The 21,122-nt window shown below is 74.1% G+C and carries 17 protein-coding genes; 11 read left to right on the forward strand and 6 right to left on the reverse strand.

Annotated elements, in window-relative coordinates; genetic code table 11:
* Window positions 1-168: 168 nt before the first annotated feature.
* Entirely contained in the window at window positions 169-2,499 is a 2,331-nt protein-coding gene (locus tag RM844_RS19470; RefSeq protein WP_311668556.1) for a glycoside hydrolase family 95 protein, read from the forward strand.
* A gap of 171 nt (window positions 2,500-2,670) precedes the next feature.
* Here RM844_RS19470 and meaB read toward each other — a convergent pair whose 3' ends face one another.
* Together meaB and RM844_RS19480 are read right to left on the reverse strand one after the other, a co-directional pair.
* Complete coding sequence (gene meaB / locus RM844_RS19475) at window positions 2,671-3,762, reverse strand: methylmalonyl Co-A mutase-associated GTPase MeaB (RefSeq protein WP_311668557.1); 1,092 nt, start codon at window positions 3,760-3,762, stop codon at window positions 2,671-2,673.
* 137 nt (window positions 3,763-3,899) lie between these two features.
* A complete protein-coding gene (locus tag RM844_RS19480; protein ID WP_311668558.1) occupies window positions 3,900-4,520 on the reverse strand; it encodes a TetR/AcrR family transcriptional regulator in 621 nt (206 codons plus the stop codon).
* 230 nt (window positions 4,521-4,750) lie between these two features.
* On the opposite strand from RM844_RS19480, the gene RM844_RS19485 reads away from it, so the two are divergent.
* A complete protein-coding gene (locus tag RM844_RS19485; RefSeq protein WP_311668559.1) occupies window positions 4,751-7,042 on the forward strand; it encodes an exo-beta-d-1,3/1,6-glucosidase in 2,292 nt (763 codons plus the stop codon).
* 68 nt (window positions 7,043-7,110) lie between these two features.
* Here the strand turns inward: RM844_RS19485 and RM844_RS19490 are convergent, their stop codons facing one another.
* Together RM844_RS19490 and RM844_RS19495 are read right to left on the reverse strand one after the other, a co-directional pair.
* On the reverse strand, window positions 7,111-8,448 hold the full coding sequence (locus RM844_RS19490; RefSeq protein WP_311668560.1) for a family 43 glycosylhydrolase: 1,338 nt from the start codon (window positions 8,446-8,448) through the stop codon (window positions 7,111-7,113).
* Between the two features lie 106 nt (window positions 8,449-8,554).
* Window positions 8,555-9,499 carry a quinone oxidoreductase family protein gene (locus tag RM844_RS19495; protein WP_311668561.1) on the reverse strand — a complete coding sequence of 315 codons (945 nt, stop codon included), beginning with the start codon at window positions 9,497-9,499 and terminating at the stop codon, window positions 8,555-8,557.
* A 122-nt stretch (window positions 9,500-9,621) separates the two neighbouring features.
* On the opposite strand from RM844_RS19495, the gene RM844_RS19500 reads away from it, so the two are divergent.
* The 8 genes from RM844_RS19500 to RM844_RS19535 all read left to right on the forward strand — a co-directional run bounded on the left by RM844_RS19500 (window position 9,622) and on the right by RM844_RS19535 (window position 18,548).
* Window positions 9,622-10,425, forward strand: a complete 804-nt coding sequence (locus tag RM844_RS19500) for a DeoR/GlpR family DNA-binding transcription regulator (RefSeq protein ID WP_311668562.1) — start codon at window positions 9,622-9,624, stop codon at window positions 10,423-10,425.
* A gap of 201 nt (window positions 10,426-10,626) precedes the next feature.
* The gene (locus tag RM844_RS19505; protein ID WP_311668563.1) at window positions 10,627-12,123 is read left to right on the forward strand and encodes an FGGY-family carbohydrate kinase; all 1,497 of its coding nucleotides are present in this window, start codon (window positions 10,627-10,629) and stop codon (window positions 12,121-12,123) included.
* Window positions 12,116-13,609: an FGGY-family carbohydrate kinase gene (locus RM844_RS19510; protein ID WP_311668564.1), complete on the forward strand. Its 1,494-nt coding sequence runs from the start codon at window positions 12,116-12,118 to the stop codon at window positions 13,607-13,609. The genes RM844_RS19505 and RM844_RS19510 overlap by 8 nt, the downstream gene beginning before the upstream one ends.
* A gap of 96 nt (window positions 13,610-13,705) precedes the next feature.
* Window positions 13,706-14,755: a 2-hydroxyacid dehydrogenase gene (locus tag RM844_RS19515; protein WP_311668565.1), complete on the forward strand. Its 1,050-nt coding sequence runs from the start codon at window positions 13,706-13,708 to the stop codon at window positions 14,753-14,755.
* Window positions 14,752-15,390: a histidine phosphatase family protein gene (locus RM844_RS19520; RefSeq protein ID WP_311668566.1), complete on the forward strand. Its 639-nt coding sequence runs from the start codon at window positions 14,752-14,754 to the stop codon at window positions 15,388-15,390. The genes RM844_RS19515 and RM844_RS19520 overlap by 4 nt, the downstream gene beginning before the upstream one ends.
* A 12-nt stretch (window positions 15,391-15,402) precedes the next feature.
* The gene (locus RM844_RS19525; protein WP_311668567.1) at window positions 15,403-16,479 is read left to right on the forward strand and encodes a substrate-binding domain-containing protein; all 1,077 of its coding nucleotides are present in this window, start codon (window positions 15,403-15,405) and stop codon (window positions 16,477-16,479) included.
* Between the two features lies 1 nt (window position 16,480).
* Window positions 16,481-17,299, forward strand: coding sequence for an ATP-binding cassette domain-containing protein (locus RM844_RS19530; RefSeq protein WP_311668568.1), 819 nt, complete (start codon window positions 16,481-16,483; stop codon window positions 17,297-17,299).
* On the forward strand, window positions 17,292-18,548 hold the full coding sequence (locus RM844_RS19535; protein WP_311668569.1) for a sugar ABC transporter permease: 1,257 nt from the start codon (window positions 17,292-17,294) through the stop codon (window positions 18,546-18,548). The genes RM844_RS19530 and RM844_RS19535 overlap by 8 nt, the downstream gene beginning before the upstream one ends.
* A gap of 96 nt (window positions 18,549-18,644) precedes the next feature.
* Here RM844_RS19535 and RM844_RS19540 read toward each other — a convergent pair whose 3' ends face one another.
* Window positions 18,645-19,613, reverse strand: coding sequence for an alpha/beta hydrolase family protein (locus tag RM844_RS19540; protein ID WP_311668570.1), 969 nt, complete (start codon window positions 19,611-19,613; stop codon window positions 18,645-18,647).
* Window positions 19,614-19,828: 215 nt separating this feature from the next.
* On the opposite strand from RM844_RS19540, the gene RM844_RS19545 reads away from it, so the two are divergent.
* The gene (locus RM844_RS19545; protein WP_311668571.1) at window positions 19,829-20,425 is read left to right on the forward strand and encodes a TetR/AcrR family transcriptional regulator; all 597 of its coding nucleotides are present in this window, start codon (window positions 19,829-19,831) and stop codon (window positions 20,423-20,425) included.
* A gap of 43 nt (window positions 20,426-20,468) precedes the next feature.
* Here RM844_RS19545 and RM844_RS19550 read toward each other — a convergent pair whose 3' ends face one another.
* The gene (locus RM844_RS19550) at window positions 20,469-21,056 is read right to left on the reverse strand and encodes a TetR/AcrR family transcriptional regulator (protein WP_311668572.1); all 588 of its coding nucleotides are present in this window, start codon (window positions 21,054-21,056) and stop codon (window positions 20,469-20,471) included.
* Between the last annotated feature and the right edge of the window lie 66 nt (window positions 21,057-21,122).

A 21,122-nucleotide genomic window follows, 5' to 3' on the forward strand; every position in this document is an offset into this window, starting at 1 on the left:
GCGGCTGGTTGCCGGTTCCAGGTGGTTTCAACCGGTACGCTCGCCGCCTCTTGTCGGTGTGCGATGGGATGTCTAGCCTGGCTCGGCGTCGACGCCCCGGCCGCGGGGCGCCGCGCCGGACGGCCCGCCCCGGCCGTCCGAGGGAGCAGCCAGGGAGGTGCGGCGGGCATGACCGAGGGAGCGAGGCCGCCGGCCGGGCCGTCGCCGGAGCTGACGCTCTGGTACGCCAGGCCGGCGCGCGACTGGGAGAGCGAGACCCTGCCCATCGGCAACGGCGCGCTGGGCGCCACGATCTACGGCACGGTCGCCACCGAACGCGTCCAGTTCAACGAGAAGACCCTGTGGACCGGCGGGCCGGGCTCGCCCGGCTACGACTTCGGCAACTGGCCCGAGCCCAGGCCGGGCGCGCTCGCCGAGGTGCGCGCCACGCTGGACGCGCGCGGTCGTGCCACGCCGGAGGAGGTGGCCGGGCGCCTCGGCCATCCCAAGACCGGCTACGGCGCCTACCAGACGTTCGGAGAGCTGACCGTCGAGTTTCCCCAGGAGTCCGACACGCCGGTCGAAGTCGACGACTATCGGCGCGAGTTGAGCCTTGCTGAGGCCGTCGCGCGGGTCAGCTACCGGGCCGGCGGTGTGGGCTACCTGCGGGAGTACTTCGCCTCCCACCCGGCCGGGGTGATCGTCGGCCGGTTCTCCGCCGACCGGCCGGGACGGGTGTCCTTCACCCTGCGCCACACCGGGCCCCACCCGGGCACCGAGGTGGTCGCGGCCGACGGGCGGCTGACCGTGCGCGGCGCGCTCGCCGACAACGGGCTGGTCCACGAGGCGCAGGTCCAGGTGCTCACCGAGGGCGGCACCCGAAGCGCCACGGGGAACGCGGTGACCGTCACCGGCGCGGACGCGGCCTGGTTCGTGCTGTCCGCCGGTACCGACTACGCCGACCGCCATCCAAAGTACCGAGGCGCGGACCCGCACCCCAAGGTCACCGCCGCAGTGGACGCCGCCGCCCGGCAGGGCCACCGGGCGTTGCTCGCCGCCCACCAGGCCGACCACCGGGCGCTCTTCGACCGGGTCCGGCTCGACCTGGGCCAGCGGATGCCGGCCGGGGTGCCGACCGACGCGCTGCTGGCCGGCTACGGCGGGGGCGGCCCGGCCGACCGGGCCCTGGAGGCACTGACCTTCGCCTACGGCCGCTACCTGCTGATCGCCTCCTCCCGCCCCGGCTCCCTGCCGGCCAACCTGCAGGGCGTCTGGAACGCCTCGACCACCCCGCCGTGGGCGGGCGACTACCACGTCAACATCAACCTCCAGATGAACTACTGGCCGGCGCACAGCACCAACCTGGCCGAGACCACCGAGCCGCTGCACGCGTTCATCCACGCGCTGCGCGCCCCCGGCCGGGTCTCCGCCCGCCGGATCTTCGACGCCCGGGGGTGGGTGGTGGGCAACGAGACCAATCCCTTCGGCTTCACCGGGGTCCACGACTGGCCCACCGCGTTCTGGTTCCCCGAGGCCGGCGCCTGGCTGGCCCGGCACCTCTGGGAGCACTACCGCTACACCCGGGACGCCGACTTCCTCGCCACCAGCGCCTACCCGGTGCTCCGGGAGGTCGCCGAGTTCTGGCTCGACAACCTGCACCCCGACCCGCGCGACGGGCTGTTGGTGGTCAGCCCGAGCTACTCCCCGGAGCACGGCGACTTCACGGCCGGGGCGGCGATGTCCCAGCAGATCGTCCGGGAGGCCGTCGGCACCGCGCTGGCCGCCGCCGAGATCCTGGACACCGACCCGGAGCTGCGCGCGGAACTGGCCGCCGTCCTGGAGCGGTTGGACCCCGGGCTGCGGATCGGGTCCTGGGGGCAGCTCCAGGAGTGGAAGGCGGATCTCGACGACCAGGAGAGCCGGCACCGGCACGTCTCCCACCTCTACGCGCTGCACCCGGGCGCCCAGATCGTGCCGGGCGGCCCCGAGGCGCTGGCCGCCGCCGTCTCGTTGACAGCGCGCGGCGACGGTGGCACCGGCTGGAGCAAGGCCTGGAAGATCAACTTCTGGGCGCGGTTGCGCGACGGCGACCGCGCGCACACCATGCTGGCCCAGCAGCTGCGCGACTCCACGCTGCCCAACCTGTGGGACAACCACCCGCCGTTCCAGCTGGACGGCAACTTCGGGGCCACCGCCGGCATCGCCGAGATGCTGGTGCAGAGCCAGCACGACGTGGTGGAACTGCTGCCGGCGCTGCCCGGCGTCTGGCCGGCCGGCTCGGTCAGCGGGCTGCGCGCGGCCGGTGACCTGACCGTCGACCTCGACTGGGCCGCCGGCCGGGCGACCCGCGCCACGCTGACGGCCGGCCGGGACGGTCCGGTCCTGGTGCGCGGCGGGCTGGTCGCCGCCGGCTGTCGGGTCACCGACCGGGACGGCGGGGTCGCCGTCCGCGCGGTCTCGGCGGACACCGTGGAGATCCCGGCCGCCGCCGGACGTGCCTACACCCTGACCGCCCGCTGACCCGCTGATCGCTGCTCCGAACCGCCGCTGCTCCGAACCGCCGCTGGGGCGACGGCGGTTCGGCGGCCGCATGCCGGCCCACCCCGCCGCCGGGAGCAGGCCCGACGGGGTGTTATCCGTCCGCAGGTCCAGGTCCAGGTCCAGGTCCAGGTCCAGGTCCCGGCCCTGGCGTCAGGCCGTCGGGCCCGGCCGGCCACCCTCGCCGGCCGGGGCGTCCGCCGCCCCCGGTCCGGAAGGTCCGGCCGGTGCTTCGGCCGGCGCTTCGGCCGGCGGCTCGGAGAACGCCGCCACCAGCCGCTGCGCGGCCAGCGCCGCGGTCAGCGTGCCGGCCCGCACCCCGGCCTCCACCTCCGGGGCCAGCGCCCGCACCCCCGGGTGCCGGTGCAGCTGGGACAGCACATGGTCGGTGACCATGTGCCAGGTCCAGCGCACCTGCTGGTCGTCCCGCCGCTGCCGCAGCCGGCCCGAGGTCTCCAACACCTGCCGGTGCCGCCGCACCTGCTCCCAGACCTGGTCCAGGCCGCTGCCCTCCCGGGCGCTACAGGTGAGCACCGGCGGTGTCCAGTCGGGGTCGGTGGGCCGCATCATCCGCAGCGCGCCCCGCAGTTCGCGCGCCGCGTTCCGCGCCTCCCGCTCGTGCGGGCCGTCGGCCTTGTTGACGGTGATCAGGTCGGCCAGCTCAAGTACGCCCTTCTTGATGCCCTGGAGCTGGTCGCCCGTCCTGGCCAGCGCGAGGACCAGGAAGGTGTCCACCATCTCGGCCACCGTGGTCTCGGACTGGCCCACGCCCACCGTCTCGATCAGCACCACGTCGTGCCCGGCCGCCTCCATCACCACCACCGCCTCCCGGGTGGCCTTGGCCACCCCGCCGAGGGTGCCGGCGCTGGGGGAGGGGCGGACAAAGGCGTTCGGGTCGGTGGCCAGCCGCTCCATCCGGGTCTTGTCGCCGAGGATGGAGCCCCCGGTGCGGGTGGACGAGGGGTCGACGGCCAGCACGGCGACCCGGTGCCCGGTCCCGGTCAACAGGGTGCCGAAGGCGTCGATAAAGGTCGACTTACCGACTCCCGGCACTCCGGTGATGCCGATCCGGTGGGCCCGCCCGGCGTGTGGCAGCAGCCGCAACAGCAGCTCCTGGGCGCGTTGTTGGTGGTCGGGGCGGCGGGACTCCAACAGGGTGACGGCGCGCGCGATCCAGGCTCGGGAGCCGGCGAGCACGCCTTCGGCGTAACGCTCCGGGTCCGGTGGGGCGGGCGCCGGGCTCACGGCTGCCCGCCCGCGTCTTCGAGGGCGTCGGGAACGTCGGGAACGTCGATGGGGACGGCCATGCGCGCATGGTAGATCATCCCGCCGACACCGCTCAGGGCCCGCGCGAGCCGGCCCGCCCACCGTTCGCGCGCGGGTCAGCCGCCGTCCGCGGGGGTGAGCAGGTCCTCCAGCAGGCCGAGCACCCGCTCGATGTCGATCTCCGGATCGAGCAACCACTGGTTCTGCAGCCCGTCCGATGCCGCGATCACCAGGGCGGCCACCGCCTCCGGCGGCAGGTCGGCGCGGATGTCGCCGCGCAGTTGGCCCGACTCGACCCGGCGCGCCAGGGTCTCCCGCAGGTGCTCGAAGCGGGTGGCGAAGAACGCCCGGGACTCCTCGTGGTCCTCCTCCAACGCGCCGGCCAGCAACGTCGAGTACAGCTGCACCAGTCCGGGCACGCCCCGGTTCCGCCGGGCCGCGTGCGTCATCATGTCCACCACCGAGCCACCGGGTGGTTCCGGGTCGTGCTCGGCCGACCGTTCCTCGGCGAACCGGTAGACCTCCAGTAGGAGTTCCTCGCGGGAGGCGAAGTAGTGCCGCAGCGCGGCGTGCGAGACCCCGATCGCGTCGCCGATCGCCCGCAACGAGGTGCGCTCCGCGCCGCGTTCGGCGAACACCCCGATCGCCCGCTCCAGGATCTCCCGGCGGCGCTCGATCCCCTTGGCGTACGGGCCGCGACGCGGCGATCCCTCGGTGGACACGGGGGGCTTCGTCATGGGGGGCACAGTAGTACCGGGAGTTGTCCCGGAACCAGCAAAACCTCCATCCGGATGTTTTCAGTGCTAGCGTCGTACCCGGCGTCTCACCAGCCAGGTCGTCGTCCCACCAGCGAAGCCGTCCCGCCGAGCCGAACCGGAGCCCTCGTGGCCGCTGCCCACCGCACCGCGGGCGGCCCCCGTCCGAAGGGCCGGCCGACCCACCCGTTCCCCCTCGGGAAAGGAACCCCGTGAACTCCCCTCTGCCCTACCTCGACCCCGCGCTGCCCGTCACCGAGCGCGTCGCCGACCTCATCGGCCGGATGACCCTGCCGGAAAAGGTCGGGCAGATGATGCAGCTCTCCGGGACCGAGGGCGTCGAGCACCTCGTCCGGGACCTGCACGTGGGCTCGATCCTGCACACCTCCCCCGAACGGGTCCTGGAGGCCCATGCCCTGGTCGCCCGGACCAGGCTGGGCATCCCGCTGCTGATCGCCGAGGACTGCATCCACGGCCACTCCTTCTGGGAGGGCGCCACCATCTACCCGACCCAGCTGGGGATGGCCGCCACCTGGGACCCGGAGCTGGTGGAGCGGGTGGCCAGGGCGACCGCGGTCGAGGTGGCCGCGACCGGCATCCACTGGACCTTCTCGCCGGTCCTGTGCATCACCCGCGACCTGCGCTGGGGGCGGGTCAGCGAGACCTTCGGCGAGGACCCGTTCCTGATCGGCGAGTTCGCCTCCGCGATGGTCCGCGGCTACCAGGGCGACGGCCTGGCCGACCCGACCGCCATCCTGGCCTGCGCCAAGCACTTCGCCGGCTACTCCGAGACGCAGGGCGGGCGGGACGCCACCGAGGCCGACCTGAGCCGGCGCAAGCTGCGCTCCTGGTTTCTGCCGCCCTTCGAACGGGTCGCCCGCGAGGGCTGCCGCACCTTCATGCTGGGCTACCAGTCCATCGACGGGGTGCCGATCACCGTCAACGACTGGCTCCTCAACGACGTGCTGCGCGGCGAGTGGGGCTACACCGGCACGCTGGTCACCGACTGGGACAACGTCGGCCGGATGGTCTGGGAGCAGCTGATCTGCGCCGACCACACCGAGGCCGCCGCGGCGGCGGTCCGCGCCGGCAACGACATGGTGATGACCACGCCGCAGTTCTTCGAGGGGGCGCAGGCCGCGGTGGCCGCCGGCACCCTGGCGGAGGCCGACCTCGACGCGGCCGTCGCCCGCATCCTCACCCTCAAGTTCGAACTGGGCCTCTTCGAGAATCCGCGGCACCCCGACGCCGCGCGGCAGACCGCCGTGATCGGCTCCGCCGCACACACGGAGCTGAACCTCGAGGTGGCCCGGCGCTCCCTGGTGCTGCTGCGCAACGACGGCACCCTGCCGCTGGCCGGCGGGCTCACCGCCGGACCCGATGGGCGTGCCACCGCGCCGGCCGGCGCCGGCGCCCGCACGATCGCGCTGATCGGCCCGAACGCCGACGACCAGCACACCCAACTCGGCGACTGGGCCGGCGCGTCGGGGCAGACCCCGTGGATGGCGCAGGGCCACCCGCGGCAGCAGACCGAGACCGTGCTGGACGGCTTCCGCGCCGTGGTGCCCGAGGGGTGGACGGTCACCCACGCCAGGGGTGCCGAGATCCTCACCGTGGGCCGCGACCCGGAGGGCGCGTTCTTCCCCGACGGGCAGCCGAGGCCCGACGTGGTCATCCCGGCGGAGCCGGACGCGGCGCTGATCGCCGAGGCGGTGGCCGCCGCCGAGGCCGCCGACCACGTGGTGGCGGTGGTGGGTGACCGGATCGAGCTGGTCGGCGAGGGCCGTTCCACCGCCACCCTGGAACTCATCGGCGGACAGGTCGCGTTGCTGGAGGCGCTGGCCGCCACCGGCAAGCCGCTGGTCGTCGTGCTGGTCAGCTCCAAGCCGCTGGTGCTGCCGGAGACGGTGCTGGAGGCCGCCGCCCTGGTCTACGCGTTCAACCCGGGGATGCGGGGCGGGCGGGCGCTGGCCGAGCTGGCGCTCGGCCTGATCGAGCCCAGCGGCCGGCTGCCGCTGTCCTTCGCCCGGCACGCCGGCCAGCAGCCCACCTACTACAACCAGATCCGCGGCCAGCACGGCACCCGTTACGCAGACCTGACCCAGCGCCAGCCGTTCGCCTTCGGCGAGGGGCTGAGCTACACCACCGTCGAGTACCGGGACCTGGAGGTGCTCACCCCCGTCCTGTCGGCCACCGACACCGTGCGGGCCAGGGTGACCCTGCGCAACACCGGCCGGCGGCCGGCGCTGGAGACCGTCCAGCTGTACGTCAGCGACACCGTCACCTCGGTCACCTGGGCGACGAAGGAGCTGAAGGGCTACCGGCAGGTCCGGCTGGCCCCCGGCGAGTCGACCACCGTCACCCTCGAACTGGCCGCCGCCGACTGCACCCTGGTGGACGCCGCCGGCCGCCGGGTGGTGGAGCCCGGCGCGTTCGAGCTGCTGGTCGGTCCCTCGTCCCGGGACGAGGCGCTGCTGCGCGCCGGCTTCACGATCAAGGGCTGAGGGCAAGGGTTGAGGGCAAGGGCTGACCGGCGCCCGCCGGGGGGCCGCGCCAGGCGGCGCGCCCCGGCTCAGGAGACCTCCACGTAGTCCAGCTCCGCCCAGCGGCTGAGGTGGCCCAGACGTATCGTGTTGACCCCGGCCGTCAGCTCGACATCGACGGCCACCTCCGTCCAGTTCTCCCAGCCACGGTCCGGGTAGGTCACGGCGCCCGCCGGCCGGCCGTTGACGGAGAGGGCGTGCTGGGCCTCCCCGTAGCCGGCCGCATAGCCGATGTGCAGCGTGTGCGGGCCGGCGCTCGCCGCGAAGACCCGCAGGTCGACCCAGCTGTCGGCGTGGTCGATGCCGGCGGCCACCGCGCCCTGGGAGGCGCCGCCGGCCGCCCGCACGCTGGCGTTGCTGAGCGTGCCGCGCTCCGCCTCGTGCCGCACCCGGCTGCCGCGCACCACCGGGTAGTCGTTGTCCCAGCCGAGGTCGGCGACGTACAGCCCGCGGCCGCCGGCCGGGAGGGCGCCGTGGAAGAAGATCCGGCCGTCGCCGATGTCGGCCCCGCCCGGCCCGCTGACCGCCCCGTCCAGGCTGGCCGTGGTCATCAGCGGCCGGTAGGCGCGGGTGTAGGGCCCGGTGAGGGAGCCCGAGACGGCGTAGCTGGTCTGGTAGTTGGGCGTGCTGTACACCCCGGCCGAGTAGAACAGCACGTACTGGGAAGCGCGCTTGACCAGGACCGGCGCCTCGATGACGCCGTCCTCCGCTGGCAGGTTGTTGCGCAGCAGCTCGACCCGGGGGCCGGCGAAGGTCAGCCCGTCGGCCTCGACGCGCTGGAGCCAGATCACGGTCGGCTGGCCGATCGCGTTGCCGTCGTTCTTGTAGAGCAGGTAGCGGGTGCCGTCGGTGTCGACGAAGCTCGACGGGTCGATGTCGCCGCCCTCGCCCGGGTCGCAGACCAGCGGTCGGTCCGAGGTGGCCTGGAACGGGCCTTCGGGTCGGTCGGCGAGCGCGGCGCCCAGGCACATCCGGCCCGAGGCGGTGTCCGGGCCGGTGAAGTACATCAGGTAGCGGCCGTCGGCCCGTTGGGAGATGTCGGGCGCCCAGAAGCCGCCGTCGCCCGTCCAGGCGGGCCGGTCGGGGAGCGCGTCGCCGTGGATCGTCCACGGCCCGTCGGGGCCCGGCGCGGTCGCGTGGGGGACCCGGCCGTGCCGGGAGCTGGTGGAGTAGGCGTGGTGGGTGTCGCCCACCACTATCACCTCGGGGTCGGGGAAGTCGTCGTCGATGACCAGGCGGGGCGGCACCGCACGGGCCGACACCTCCTCCTCGGGCGGCGGAGACGACGTTCCGGCGGCGGGGGAGAGCGACAGCAGCGCCAACAGCGCCGCGATCACTCCCACCGTCACGACTCTCATACTGCGCATGTCGGTCCTTTCGGTGTGGGGGAAAAGACCTTCTCCCCTCAGGGATAGCCGCTTTCGGGCGTTCGCCCCAGGGGGCCGGCAGCGGCGACCGGCCCGGCCGACGGTCTCAACGGGACGGCGACAGCGACAACTTGCCCAGGTGGGTGCGGGCAGCCAGCGCCCGGTGGGCCGCGCCGGCCTCGGCCAGTGGATAGACCCCGCCGGTCATCGGCCGCAGCGTGCCGCGGCGCACCGCGTCGAAGAGCGCCACCAGGCTGGCCGGCGGGCCGGCGCCGGCCGACAGCAGATGGGGCAGCCAGAACGTGGAGACCGTGATCGAGCGCTCCATCAGCACCCGGATCGGCAGCTCCCCCGGCCGCCCGTCGGCGCTGCCGTAGATGACCAGCCGGCCGCGCGGCGCCAGCGCGGAGATGGTCTCGGTCAGCACCGCGCCGCCCGTCATCTCCAGCGCCACCTCCACCGGCCCACCGGCCGCCTCCCGGACCCGCTCCGCCAGGCCGTCCGGCGAGGAGTCCACCGCGGCCTCGGCCCCCAGCGAGCGGACCAGCTGCCGCCGCTGCTCCGTGCTGGCCAGCCCGATCACCCGGGCGCCCGCCTCGGCGGCCAGCTGCACGGCGATCGAGCCCAGCGAGCCGGCCGCGGCCGGTACCAACACGCGCTGCCCCGGGCGCACTCGGGCCATCGTGAAGAGCAGGTGCCAGGCGGCCTGGCCCTGCACGGCGAGCGGCACCGCCTCGTCGTCGCTGATGTCCTCCGGCACCTCCCAGGCCATCCGCCGCTCGATCAGCGCCCGCTCCGCGTAGCCCCCGCTGGCGGTCAGGCCGAGCACCCGGCGCCCGTCGGCCGTCCGGCCGATCACCTCGCTGCCCGGCACGTGCGGCAACTCCACCGGCGCGAGTGCGGAGTTGGTGCGGGCGTGGACGTCCGCCCAGTTCACTCCGGCGCGACTGACCTCGACCAGCTCTTGGGTGGGCCCCGGCTCCGGCTCCGGCACGCGGGTCATCCGCAGCACCTCGGGACCGCCGAACCTCTCCATGACCACGGCACGCATGCTGCCCCCTGCAATCCGGTAGTTGACGTTGCGGGGTAACCATAAGTCATCGCACTGTCACTCAGGGTGTCGGTGTGCTGGTGGGCGGGTGTCAGGTCGTGGCGTGCGATGCTGGAGCGGTGGTGAGTGATCCCGTGGTCGCCGAGGGGGCGCGTCGTAATCCCGAGCTGCGCCGGGTGGCGATGCGCCGCCGGGTCGCCGAGGCCGGGTTCGTCCGGGTGGACGAGTTGGCCAGGGAGTTCGGGGTCAGCATCATGACCGTGCACCGCGATCTGGGGGAGTTGGAGAAACGCGGCTTCCTGCACAAGGTGCGCGGCGGCGCGACCAGCGCGCCGACCACCACCTTCCACGGCGACCTGGAGCACCGGATGCAGGCACAGGTGGAGGCCAAGTCGGCGATCGCCGAGGAGGTGTTGGCCACCGAGGTGGAGTCCGGGCAGGTGATAGCACTGGACGACAGCACCACCTCGCTGGTGCTGGCCCGGCTGCTGCCGCAGCGGGCGCCGCTGACCGTGGTGACCCACTTCCTGCCGGTGATCCGCGCGTTGGCCGCCCAGCCGGGCATCGAGCTGATCGGGCTCGGCGGCCGGTACGACGCGTCCTACGACTCCTTCCTGGGGCGGGCCACCGCGGAGGCGGCCTCGGAGCTGCGGCCCGACGTGCTGTTCCTGTCCACCACGGCGGTCGCCGACGGCTACTGCTACCTCCAGTCCCTGGGCACGATGATCACCCGCCGGGCGCTGATCGCCTCGGCCGCGCGGACCGTGGCGCTGATCGACCACACCAAGTTCGACCGCCGGGCGCAGCACCGGCTGGTGGGCATAGCCGACCTCGACCGGGTGGTGGTGGACGACGCCACCCCCAGCCTGACGGTGCGTGGCCTGCGCGCCCGTGGCGCCCGGGTCGACGTGGTGCGCGCCGCCTGACACTGCTAAGTCATGTGAAGTTAATCCGGTCGGCTGACCGGGGTACACCTTTCAACATGCCTTTCCACCTGGGTATTTGTCGATCGGGCGACGACTCGCGACCAAGATCAATGTTAAAAGTTGCGAAATTCTGGCCGCCCTGCCTGTAATACGCCTCACTTCGGGCTCGACCAGGCGGCTGGTCAGAGAGGAGCGCGCCAGGTGACAGCGGACGGACCGGTCGCGGTGTGCGTGGACGCCGGTACCACCGTGATCAAGGCGGTGGTGTTCGACGCCGAAGGGCGTGAACGGGTGGTGACCCGGCGGGAGACCGCCGTTCACCACCCCCAGCGGAACCGCGCCGAACAGGACATGGACGAGGTCTGGCAAGCGGTGGTCGACACTGTGCGCGAAGCGGTCGAACGTGTGGCACGCCCGGTCAGTTTCCTGGCGTTGACGGCCCAGGGGGACGGCGCCTGGCTCGTCGACCAGGACCACCGGCCGGTCCGCCCGGCCGTGCTGTGGAACGACGGCCGGGCCGCCGGCACCGTCCGCCGGTGGGCCGCCGACGGCGTGCTGGACCGCGCCTTCCGCCGCAACGCCTCGCTCACCAACGCCGGCCTGCCCAACGCCGTGCTGAGCCACCTCGCCGCCGAGGAGCCGGCGGCCCTGGCCGCCGCCCACTCCGTCCTCACCTGCGGCGGCTGGCTCTTCCTCCGGCTGACCGGCGTGCTCGGCATCGACCCGTCCGAGGCGTCCGCGCCCTGGCTGGACATCCACACCGGCGACTACTCCGAGGAACTCCTGGCCACCTACGGCCTGACCGAGTACCAGCGGCTGCTGCCCCCCCTGCTCACCGGCGACCGGCAGGTCGCCGAGGTCACCCCCGACGCCGCCGCCCGCCTCGGCCTGCCCGCCGGTACGCCCGTGGTGCTCGCTCCCTACGACATCGTCGCCACCGCGCTCGGCGTCGGCGCCACCAGCCCCGGCCAGGCGGCCTGCGTGCTGGGCACCACGCTCTGCACCGAGGTACTGATCGACACCCCGCGCACCGACGGGCAACCCGGCGGACTCACCCTGGACTTCGGCGTGCCGGGCCGGCTCGTGCGGGCCTTCCCCACCCTGGCCGGCACCGGCGTGCTCGACTGGCTGGTCGAGCTGCTGGGCCTGCGCGACCACCGGGAGCTGACCGAACTCGCCGCCCGGGTCGCGCCCGGTGCCGAGGGCCTGCGGGTGCTGCCCTACCTGTCGCCGGCCGGCGAGCGGGCGCCGTTCCTCGACCCGGCGGCCAGCGGGCTGGTCACCGGCATGCTCTTCACCCACGGCAGGGAACACCTCGCCCGGGCCGTCCTCGAAGGGCTCGCCCAGGTGATCAGGGACTGCCTCGCCGCCGCCCCGCACCGCCCCGTCGAACTGGGCCTGTGCGGCGGCGGGGCGGCCAGCGAACTGTGGTGCCAGCTGATCGCCGACATCACCGGCGTGCCCACCGTGTGCACCGAGGACAGCCAGGTCGGGGCCAAGGGCGCGCTGCTCTTCGCCCACACCCGGCTCGGCCACCACCCCGACCTGAAGTCGGCCGCCGCGGCGCTGGTCAGACCCCGCGCCAGATACGAACCCGACGTCACCACCCGCGAGCTGCACGACGCCGGGCACGCCGAGTTCCTCGCCACCAGGGAGCTGGCGGCGACCCGCTGGGCCGAGTGGCGGGACCATGGCTGAGCCGGTGTGGCTCGGGGTCGACCTAGGCACCCAGAGCGTCCGGGCGCTGGCCGTGGACGGCACCGGCCGGCAGGTCGCCGCCGCCGCCCGCCCGTTGACCGGTCACCGGGACGGGCCCCGCCACGAACAGGACCCGGCCCACTGGTGGGCGGCCACCGAGGAGGCGCTGGCCGCCGTCACCGAACGGCTGACCGGCCGTCCGGTCGGCGCCCTCGCCGTCTGCGCCACCTCGGGCACCGTGCTCCTCACCGACCCGGACGGCACCCCCCGCACCCCGGGCCTGATGTACGACGACACCCGCGCCGGCGACCTCGCCGCCCAGGCCCAGGAAGCCGGCGCCGACCTCTGGGCCACCCTCGGCTACCGGATGCAGCCGGCCTGGGCGCTGCCCAAGCTGCTGTGGTGGCGCGACCAGGGCCTGCTGACCGGCGACGCGCGGCTCGCCCACCAACCCGACGTGATCACCGCGGCCCTGGTCGGCCACCCGGTGGCCAGCGACACCAGCCACGTCCTGAAGACCGGCTACGACCTGGTCGCCGACCGCTGGCCCGAGCCGATCCTGCGCCGGCTGCGTCTGGACCCGGCCATGCTGCCCCAGGTGGTCCGCCCCGGCACCGTGCTGGGCACGGTGCGCCCGGCCGCCGCCCGCACCACAGGACTGCCCGTCGGCACCCCCGTGGTGGCCGGTATGACGGACGGCTGCGCCGCCCAACTCGCCGCCGGCGCACTGGACATCGGCCAGTGGAACACCGTGCTGGGCACCACCCTCGCGGTCAAGGGCGTCAGCCGGCGGCTGCCCCAGGACCCGACCGGCGCCGTCTACTCGCACCGCGCCCCGCACGCCGACCGCTGGCTGCCCGGCGGCGCGTCCAGCACCGGCGCCGGCGCCATCCGCGCGCTCTTCCCCGACGCCGACCAGCCCGCGCTGGCCGCCCTGACCGCGGCCGCCGCCCGGGTCACCGAAGTCCCGCTGTGCTACCCGCTGGTCGGGCAGGGCGAACGCTTCCCGTTCGTCGCGCCGCTGGCCCGCGGCTTCCTCGGCGCCGGGCCGCTGCTCGCCGACGAGGGGCGGGCTTCTGAGCACGACGACCCGACCCGCTTCGCCGCCGTCTGCACCGGGGTCGCCCACGTGGAACGGCTCTCCTTCGAGCTGCTCGCCGCCGCCGGCTGCGACGTCGGCGGCCCGGTCGCCTTCACCGGCGGTGCCGCCCGCAACGACTGGTGGAACCAGCTCCGTTGCGACCTGCTCGGGGTGCCCGTCCGGCTGCCGGAGAACCCGGAGCCCGGGCTCGGCATGGCCGTGCTGGCCGCCGGCGCCGTCGGCGGCGACATCCCGGCCGCCGCCCGCCGGCTGGTTCGCCTCCGCCGCGCCCTGATCCCCGACCCGGCCCGCACCGAGGCGCTGCTCCCCGGCTACCGCGCCTTCGTCGCCGAACTGGCCGGCCGCGGCTGGCTCGACCCCCGCCTGACCGAGCGGAGCACCTGATGCCGACCAGGTGAGCCCGCCGCCGACCCCGTGAGCCCGTCCCCGAAAAGCACCCGCGCCAGGCCCGACGGCGGGCCGAAAGGAAGCGAACCGACCGTGAACCAACCGATCCCCGTGCTGGCCGCCGGCGACGACTTCGTGCTCAACCGGCTGCTGATCGAGGCCCTGCACGCGGCGAGCGACGCGTCGTCCTGGCAGCCGCGCGAGCTCGAACTGCCCTGGCCCCACACGCCGTTCGGCCGGATCGCCGAAGTGGACGAGGCGTCCGGATCGGAGGAGGCGATGATCGATGCACTGGCCGGCGTCCGCGTCTGCCTGACCCAGATGGCCCCGCTCACCGAACGCGTCCTGGCCGCCTGCCCCGACCTGGAGCTGTTCGCCGTCTCCCGGGGCGGCCCGGTCAACGCCAACCTCGCCGCCGCCACCGCGCACGGCGTCCGCGTCACCTACGCCCCCGGCCGGAACGCCGAGTCCACCGCGGAACACACCCTGGCCCTGATGCTCGCCGCGATGCGCCGGGTGCCCCAGGCGCACGACAGCATGCGGGCCGGCCGCTGGGACAGCCGCCTCTTCGCCTACCAGGCCACCGGCCTGGAGATCGCCGGCAGCACCGTCGGTCTGGTCGGCGCCGGCGCCATCGGCGGCCGTGTCGCCCGCGCCCTGGTCGCCCTCGGCGCCGAGGTGCTGATCGCCGACCCCTACGCCGACCCGGCCACGCTCCCCGACGGCACCCGCCTGGTGGCGCTGCCCGAACTGCTCGCCTCCTCGGCCGTGGTCTCGCTGCACGCCCGGCTCACCGAGGAGACCCGCGGCCTGATCGGCGCCGCCGAACTCGCCGCCATGCCCCCGGGCTCCGTGCTGGTCAACTGCGCCAGGGGCGGCCTGGTCGACTACCCGGCGCTGGCCACCGCGCTGCGCGAGGGGCACCTCTTCGCCGCCGGCCTCGACGTCTACGACAACGAGCCGCTGGCCCCCGACCACCCGCTGCGCTCGGCCCCCAACGTGGTGCTCACCCCGCACCTGGCCGGCGCCAGCCGGGCCACCGCCCGCCGCGCCGCCACCCTGGTCGCCGCCGAGGCCGCCCGCTGGCTGCGCGGCGAACCCCCACGGCACTGCGCCAACCCGGCCGTGCTGGCGGCGTCATGACCGGCCGCACCGGCGGCGCGCCGGCCGGCCGCCTGCTGCTCGCCCGGCACGCCGAGACCGTCTGGCACGCGGAGAACCGCTACGCCGGCTCCCGCAGCGACCCCGACCTGACCGAGACCGGGCTGCGCCAGGTCCAGGACCTGGCCAGGGGCGCGCTCGCCGCCGGCGTCGACGCCGTGGTCAGCTCCGCGCTGCGCCGCGCCGTGCGGACCGCCACCCCGACCGCCGAGGCGCTCGGCGTCCCACTCCAGCGGGTGCCGGAGCTGCGGGAGGTGGACTTCGGTGAGCTGGAGGGACGTACCAGGGCCGAGGCCGACCCCGAGCTGGTGCGGCGCTTCGTCGCCGACCCGGTCGCCCACCCGTTCCCCGGCGCCGAACCTCCCGCCGAGGCCGCCGCCCGGGTCGCCGGCGCGCTCCGCGCCGTCGGCGCACGCCTGCCCGGGCACACCGTGTTGGTCGTCGGGCACAGCACCGCGCTCCGCCTGGCGCTGTGTGCCCTGCTGGGTCTGCCGGTAGCCCACTACCGGCGGATCTTCCCCCGGCTGGACAACGTCGCGGTCACCGAAGTCCGGTTGCCCGCCGACCCGTCCCACCCGGCCTCCCTGCTGTCGCTGAACCGCATCCTGCCGGTCTGAAAGGAACGACCCGTGAGCCGACGCACCACCGCACTCGCCCTGACCGCCGCGTTCGCCCTCGCCACGGCGACCGCCTGCGCTTCCGAGGAGGACACCAACGACGGCGCCGGCGGTGGCGACAGCGCCACGATCGCCTTCCTGATGCCGGACATCGCCTCCCCCCGCTACGAACTCTGGGACGCGCCCTTCTTCGAGGACCGCATCGAGGAGCTGTGCCCGGACTGCACCGTCCTCTACCAGAACGCCAACGCCGACGCCTCCCGGCAGCAGGAGCAGGCCAACTCCGCGCTGGCCCAGGGCGCGGACGTGCTGGTCATCGACCCGGTCGACTCCGACGCCGCGGCCAGCATCGTCAACACCTCCCGCTCCCAGGGCGTCCCGGTCATCGCCTACGACCGGCCGATCTCCAGCACCCCGGCCGACTACTACATATCCTTTGACAACGAGGCGATCGGCGAGACCATCGGCCAGTCGCTGGTCGACCACCTCGACGCGACCGGCGCCGAGGGCGGCCTGCTCCAGGTCAACGGCTCGCCGACGGACGCCGCCGCCGGGCTGATCAAACAGGGCATCCACAACGCCATCGACGACAGCGGCTACGAGCTGCTCGCCGAGTTCGACACCCCGGGCTGGCAGCCGGCCGAGGCGCAGGACTGGGTCGCCGGCCAGATCAACCGCTTCAACGGCCAGATAGCCGGCGTGGTCGCGGCCAACGACGGCACCGGCGGCGCCGCCGTCGCCGCGTTCCAGGCCGCGGGCGAGGAGATCCCGCCGGTCACCGGCAACGACTTCGAGGTCGCCGCGGCCCAACGCATCGTCGCCGGTCAGCAGTACAACACCATCTCCAAGCCGATCGAGATCGTCGCCACCGCCGCCGCCGACGTGGCCTACCAGTTCAGCCAGGGTGAGACCCCCGAGGGCGAGGTCGAGCTGTTCGACACCCCGTCCCAACTGTTCGAGCCGACCGTGGTCACCCTGGAGAACCTCCCGGCGGTGCTCGCCGAGTCCACCCAGGTGACCGCGGCCGACGTCTGCACCGCTGAGTACGCCGAGGCGTGCGCCGCGGCCGGCATCGAGTGGGAGCAGTGAGATGACCGCGCCTGCCGAGGCCGCCGTCGGGCCGGCGAGTGACCGGCCCATCCTGTCGCTGCGCGGCGTCAGCAAGAACTTCGGCGCCGTCGCCGCCCTCACCGAGGTGGACCTCGACATCGCGGCCGGCGAGGTGGTCGCCATCGTCGGCGACAACGGCGCCGGCAAGTCCACCCTGGTCAAGGTGCTCTCCGGGGTGCACCGCGCGGACACCGGGACGGTGACCTTCGCGGACCGCGAGGTGACCATCGCCAGCCCGGCCGCGGCGCACGCCCTCGGCATCGCCACCGTCTTCCAGGACCTGGCGCTCTGCGAGAACCTCAACGTCATCCAGAACCTCTTCCTGGGACGGGAGTTGCGGCCCGGCCGGCTGGACGAGGTCACCATGGAGATCAGGTCCTGGGAGCTGCTGCGCCAGCTGTCGGCGAAGATCCCCACCGTCCGGGTGCCGGTCGCCTCGCTCTCCGGTGGGCAGCGCCAGACGGTGGCCATCGCCCGCTCGCTGCTGGGCGACCCCAGGGTGATCATCCTGGACGAGCCCACCGCGGCGCTGGGCGTGGCCCAGACCGCCGAGGTGCTCAACCTGATCGAGCGCCTCAGGGAACGCGGCCTCGGCGTGCTCATGATCAGCCACAACATGGCGGATGTCCGGGCCGTCGCGGACCGCGTGGCGGTGCTGCGCCTGGGCCGTAACAACGGGGTCTTCGCCGCCGACGCGCCCGCCGAGGAGATCGTCGCCGCCATGATCGGCGCCACCGACAACGTGGTCTCCCGCCGCGCCGCGGCGCGAGCCGACCGAGAGGAGAAGAGCGATGACTGACGTCAAGGCGGCCGAGGCGTCGGCGCCGCTCGACCTGCTGGACGAACGGCTGCGACACGGCGGCGGGCCGCGCCAGGTGCTGACCGCGCTCTGGGAGCGGGTGCGCTCCGGCGACTTGGGCGCGCTGCCGATCGTGCTCGGCCTAGTGGTGATCTGGACCGTCTTCCAGTCGCTCAACTCGGTCTTCCTCTCCAGCGCCAACCTGGTCAACCTGCTGATGGAGAGCGCCACCGTCGGCATCATCGCGCTGGGTGTGGTCTGCGTGCTGCTGGTCGGCCAGATCGACCTCTCGGTCGGTTCGGTCAGCGGCCTCTCGGCCGCGCTCACCGCCATCACCTTCGTCACCCACGGCTGGCCCCTGCTGTTCGCGCTGTCCGCCGCGCTGGCCTCCGGGGCGCTGATCGGGGCGGTCTACGCGCAACTGGTCACCCGGCTCGGCGTGCCCAGCTTCGTTGCCACCCTCGCCGGGCTGCTCAGCTTCCAGGGCGTCCAGCTGTACCTGCTGGGGGACACCGGGGCGATCAACCTGCCATTCGACTCCGATCTGGTGCACTTCGCGCAACTCGCCTTCGTGCCCGAGTGGTTGTCCTACCTGTTGGTGGCGGTCGCGGCCGGCTGGCTGTTCGCCACCGGCTACGGCCTGGCCAGGACCCGCCGCGCGGCCGGCCTCTCCGCCCGCTCCACCACCCTCCTGGTGGCGCGGAGCCTGGCCGTGCTGCTCGGCCTCGGCTTCGCCGTCTGGTATCTCAACCGGGCGCGCGGCATCGGCTGGCTCTTCGTCAGCTTCGTGGCGCTCGTCCTGGTCCTGCACTACGCCCTCACCCGCACCGGCTGGGGCCGTTCGGTGTTCGCGGTCGGCGGCAACGCGGAGGCCGCCCGGCGGGCCGGGATCAACGTGCGCCGGGTCTACACCTCGGTGTTCGTGCTCTGCTCCACGCTGGCCGCGCTCGGCGGGATCATCGCCGCGGCGCGGCTGGCGGCGGCCAACCAGGCCACCGGCGCGGGGGACGTCAACCTGAACGCCATCGCGGCGGCGGTGATCGGCGGCACCAGTCTCTTCGGCGGCCGGGGCAGCGCCTTCTCCGCGTTGCTGGGCATCCTGGTGATCCAGTCGATCTCCAACGGGCTGACCCTGCTCGACCTGGACTCCTCCTTCCGGTTCATCATCACCGGCCTCGTCCTGGCCCTGGCCGTGATGCTCGACTCGGTCGCCCGCCGCTCCCGGATGGCACACGGCCGCGCGGCGTAGCGGTCCGCGCGTCCCGGCGCCCCGGGACCGGGCCGGTCGGGGCCGGCTCGACGCCCTGGCCGGCTCCCCCGAGGGCGCCCGGCGGGGCGCGCCCGTCTACCTGGTCTCTATCCGGCCGAGCGGCGCGGGGGCGGCGGCCAGCGCGTCGCGGGCCGCCGGCCAGGCGGGGTCACCGGGGTAGAGCTGGCCGCGGAGGTAGGCCCAGGTGAGGTGCTGGACCGCCGCCACCCGGTCGGGGCTCTCGTCCGTCGTCTCGGCGACGTCGTACCCGGCGACGCCGCCGAGGCCGTGCTCCGCGCCGAAGAGGGTGAGGAGCGTCGCCGTGCCGGGGGAGAGGGTGTAGGGGTCGGTGTGCCAGCTGGGGCCGCGGGTCGACAGGTGGGCTGGGTCGTCCCGGTCGCCGGCCACCACCAGGGTGGGCGTGGTCATCGTGGTGAAGTCCGTGGTGCCCAGGAAGGGGTAGCTCTCGGCGGTGGCCGGCGTGAGGGTGTCGCTGCCGGTGCCGGGGGCCGCGAGCAGGACGCCCGCCGTGATCCGCGGCTCGCGCAGGTCGATCTCCGTGCCGTCCTCCGGGTCGGTGGCGCGGGCGCCCAGCAGGAGGCTGGCGGTGTGCCCACCCATCGAGTGCCCGGCCACCGCGACCCGACTCGGGTCCAGGCGGCCGGCGAGCTGCGGCACGGCGGCCGTCACCTCGTCGAGGCGGTCCAGGACGTGTCGCATGTCCTCGGCGCGCGACCGCCAGAACATCGGCGCCCCCGGGGTGTCGGGCGCCAGCCGCAGGCTCCGCGAGCTGAGGTGGGTGGGCTGGATGACGACGAAGCCGTGCGCTGCCCAGTAGTTGGCGAGGGGCGCGTAGCCGTTCAGCGAGGACAGGTGGTGGGAGTACCCCTGGCCGTGCGAGAGCAGGAGCAGCGGCAGCCGCTGGCCGGTCACCGGGGCGGAGACCCGGATCGTCAGGTCCACCGGCCGGTCGGGCGCCGGCAGCGCCACGGGGCTGACGGAGAGGACGGGGGCGGGGGCGGCCGGGACGTCGGGGACGTCGGGGCGCGGGGCGGTCGCGGTCATGGTGGGTGCGCTTTCGATCGGATGGTGCCCCACGGTCGGTCGTGTGCGGAGCCGTTCCGGTCTTGCGGACGGCGACGCCTGCACACGAGGGCAGGGGCAGGGGCGGGGGACGGGCGAGATGGGTGAACTCGGCTACGCTGCAAGCGGAGCCTTGTTCCGCTTAATATACGGAACAACGTTCCGGTTAGTCAACGGCCCGATGGAAGGAACGTGCGATGCCCGCCGCCAGTGACCCCGGAAAGACGACGTCCCGCGGCAAGCGGGCCGACGCCGCGCGCAACGAGCGAGCCCTGCTCGCCGCCGCCGCCGAGGTGTTCGTCAGTTCCGGCGTCGACGCGCCGATCCGCACGATCGCGGCCCGCGCCGGCGTGGGCGTGGGCACCATCTACCGGCACTTCCCGGCCCGTGCCGACCTGGTGGTGGCCGTCTACCGGCACCAGGTCGAGGCGTGCGCGGAGACCGGCCCCCGGTTGCTGGCCGACGCCACCACCCCGCTCGCCGCGCTCCGGGGATGGGTGGACCTCTTTGTCGACTTCCTGGTCACCAAGCACGGCCTCGCCACCGCGATGCAGTCGGACAGCAGCGGCTTCGACGCCCTGCACGCCTACTTCCTTGACCGGCTGGTGCCCGTCTGCGAGCAGCTGCTCGACGCCGCGGTGGCGGCCGAGGAGATCGAGCCCGGCGTCCAGCCCTACGAGCTGATGCGCGGCATCGGCAATCTCTGCATCGGGCGGGACAGCGACCCCCGATACGACCCGCGCCGGCTGGTGGAGCTGCTGCTGCGTGGACTCGAACGTCCCCAGGCGGCCTGATCCTCGCCGCTCCGGGGCCGCCGCGGCCCCGGAGCCAGGCGGATCACCGCGCCGGGGCGCGGTCGTCCCGGAACGCCTGGAGCACGAAACCGGCGAACCGTCGGGAGGCCGCCACCCTGGCGGCCGATGACGGCGCCTGGAGTCCCCGGTTGGCCTGGAGGACCAGCAGCAGGTCGTCCAGGGAGACGTCCTGGCGCAGCTGGCCGGTGGCCTTGGCGCGTCGGGTCAGTTCGGTGACCGCGCGCAGGGTGCGCTCCCGGTCCGCGCGGAAGTCCATCGCCTTCGGGTAGGCCGAGACGAAGGCCTCGGTGAAGCCTCGGTCGAGGGCGTGCACTTCGAAGATCCGCTCGATCACATGACAGAAGCCGCGCCACGGGTCCGGGTCGGCGAGCCCCTCGTCGGCGATCACCTGGCAGGCCCGCATCTGGTCCGCGAACGCCTCGGTGACCAACGACTCCTTGGTCGGGAAGCGCCGGTACAGAGTGGCGGCGCCGACCCCGGCGCGCCGGGCGACCTCGCGCATCGGCACGTCCAGCCCCTCCGCGGCGAACAGCGCGCGGGCCGCCTCAAGGAGACGGGCCCGGTTGTCGCGGGCGTCGGAGCGCAGGGAGTGAGGCAAAGGGTCGGTCACCGCTCCCACTTTAGGTAACCGGACGGGGGTGTCCGTTACGTTCCGGACGGCGGATCGAGGCGAGCC

The sequence above is a fragment of the Streptomyces chisholmiae genome, assembly GCF_031845445.1.
Lineage (GTDB): Bacteria > Actinomycetota > Actinomycetes > Streptomycetales > Streptomycetaceae > Streptomyces > Streptomyces chisholmiae.

Coding starts and splice junctions, on each gene's coding strand:
- RM844_RS19495 (WP_311668561.1), bottom strand. CDS start 9,499: ATGCGTGCCGTGGTCATGGAGAGGTTCGGCGGTCCCGAGGTGCTGCGG.
- RM844_RS19490 (WP_311668560.1), bottom strand. CDS start 8,448: ATGCGCAGTATGAGAGTCGTGACGGTGGGAGTGATCGCGGCGCTGTTG.
- RM844_RS19540 (WP_311668570.1), bottom strand. CDS start 19,613: ATGACCGCGACCGCCCCGCGCCCCGACGTCCCCGACGTCCCGGCCGCC.
- RM844_RS19510 (WP_311668564.1), top strand. CDS start 12,116: ATGGCTGAGCCGGTGTGGCTCGGGGTCGACCTAGGCACCCAGAGCGTC.
- RM844_RS19535 (WP_311668569.1), top strand. CDS start 17,292: ATGACTGACGTCAAGGCGGCCGAGGCGTCGGCGCCGCTCGACCTGCTG.
- RM844_RS19530 (WP_311668568.1), top strand. CDS start 16,481: ATGACCGCGCCTGCCGAGGCCGCCGTCGGGCCGGCGAGTGACCGGCCC.
- RM844_RS19480 (WP_311668558.1), bottom strand. CDS start 4,520: ATGACGAAGCCCCCCGTGTCCACCGAGGGATCGCCGCGTCGCGGCCCG.
- RM844_RS19520 (WP_311668566.1), top strand. CDS start 14,752: ATGACCGGCCGCACCGGCGGCGCGCCGGCCGGCCGCCTGCTGCTCGCC.
- RM844_RS19470 (WP_311668556.1), top strand. CDS start 169: ATGACCGAGGGAGCGAGGCCGCCGGCCGGGCCGTCGCCGGAGCTGACG.
- RM844_RS19545 (WP_311668571.1), top strand. CDS start 19,829: ATGCCCGCCGCCAGTGACCCCGGAAAGACGACGTCCCGCGGCAAGCGG.